This window comes from Streptomyces niveiscabiei (assembly GCF_001419795.1).
In the GTDB taxonomy this organism is placed as follows: domain Bacteria; phylum Actinomycetota; class Actinomycetes; order Streptomycetales; family Streptomycetaceae; genus Streptomyces; species Streptomyces niveiscabiei.
On the sequence record NZ_LIRL01001115.1, the window covers coordinates 1 to 1,730 of the forward strand.

At 72.7% G+C, this 1,730-nt stretch carries 1 protein-coding gene and 1 pseudogene; one reads left to right on the top strand and one right to left on the bottom strand.

The genetic code is table 11. The features are described 5' to 3' along the window. Positions 1-442: pseudogene (locus AOK24_RS48960) on the top strand (hypothetical protein); the annotation flags it as partial. A gap of 55 nt (positions 443-497) precedes the next feature. On the opposite strand, the gene AOK24_RS40715 reads toward AOK24_RS48960, so the two are convergent. Beyond that, entirely contained in the window at positions 498-1,598 is a 1,101-nt protein-coding gene (locus tag AOK24_RS40715) for a hypothetical protein (RefSeq protein WP_055724943.1), read from the bottom strand. Positions 1,599-1,730: the final 132 nt, after the last annotated feature.

Here is a 1,730-nt window from a genome sequence, read left to right on the forward strand (position 1 = left end):
GGGGACCGCGTACGACGACGAGGAGACCGCCCGCCTCGCCACGGCCGCGCGCCGACGGGCCCCCGACCGCGCCACCCGCAGGGCGGGCCGCCTCACGGCGCTCCTGCTCCTCGCGACGGGCGCGGCGACCCTGCCCCTCCACCGCGACGGTGAGTCCCCCCAGATCTACGGCCTCGTCCTGGGCGCGGCCCTGGCCTGCACGATCCTGGGAGTCCTCCTGACGATCCGCCCGGCGGTCCCGGTCCTGGCCCTGACCCTCCTCGTCCCCGCGGCACTGGCAGCCGGCCAGCTGCTGCACGGACGGATGGGCCCGGCCTCCCTCACCCGGGCGATGGACCTGACAGCGGCCCCGGGCTGGCTGGCAGGAGGCCTGGCGGCGTGCGCGGCACTGGCGTCGCTGACGACCCTGCTGCTGGCGGCACAGCCGACGCAGGGAAGGTGACGGGTTAGCTGAGGGGGATGTGGCCCACGTCGGAGAAACGGCGTGGGCCACATTCTCAGTCCTCGGTCTTCTTCGGCAGCTTGAAGCGCTCGAACGTCCGCGTGATCTGCTGGAACGGCGATTGCGCGGGACGCGTCGGCGTAGGCTCCGACACGCTGTCCACCACCCCCGCCGACTCCCGGAACACCTCCAGCGCCTCGTGTGCCCGTTCGGCCGCCTCCCGGTACAGGTCACGGGACTTGGTCATCGCGTCCAGCGCGTCCGCGTACATCGCGACGAGCTGCCGCTCCCGGTCCAGTTCCTCCCGCAGGGTGAGGAGATGCCAGTCCTCGCGCAGGGCCGTGAGCAACGCGTCCGCGTCGTCCGGGAGTTGCTGGGGCACCGTCGTGAACCGGGTGATGGCGTCGACGAGTTCGGAGGGCTCGGAGCCGTCGAGGAAGACGGTGCGGACGGCGAAGTCGGCGGGGTCGATGTCGCCGTGGGGGAGGATCACCGCGCCGCCCCGGGGGAGTTCGGCCCGCGACTCCTTCAACGCCCAGTTGACCGCACGGAGTTGCTGGGGCGCGGCGCGGTGCTCGACGACCCGGTCGCGCAGCCCGTCGGTGAGGAACCGCGTCAGGGGGAGCCGTCCGCGCGCGTCCGGCGTCATGGCCTCGTGGACGACGACGTGGATGGACCAGTCGTCGCGCATCGCGCTCTTGAGGACGCGCCGCAGATCCTTGTCGTCCGAGGGCAGCGCGGTGGCCTCGCGGAAGCGCAGCCCGGCGACCTGGGAGTGGTCCCACTGCCCGTCGATCTCCCAGGGCTCCTCGGACCAGAACCGGGTCGCGGGGGAGGGCCAGCGCCGGTTCCAGGGCTCTTCGGCCTCGGCGACGAGCGCCCACGGCCGGGTCGTCCCCCGCTCGGCCTCCTCGGCGATCTCCAGCCGGGCCCGGACGGTCACGTCCTCGCCGACCGTCCAGCGGGCCTCGAACACGAGCCGCCCCGAGGGCCGCACGTCCTCGCCCAGCTCCAGGAAGTCGACGATCTCCTCGGTCTCCTTGAGCCGCTGGAGATACCCGCGCACCACCTCCCCCGGCGCGGAGCCGGTGTGCAGCCCCCGGGTCAGCCACACGGTGGACGGGGTGGACGGATGGGTGGCGCTGGAGCTCGACATGGATCCATCTGATGAGCGGAGAACGATACGGACCTCCCAGTATCGCCGCTCACCCCCACATCCGATCAAGAGGGGCCCACACACCCCGTACGGACGACACACCCGGGGCACACACCCCGCACCCCACACAAC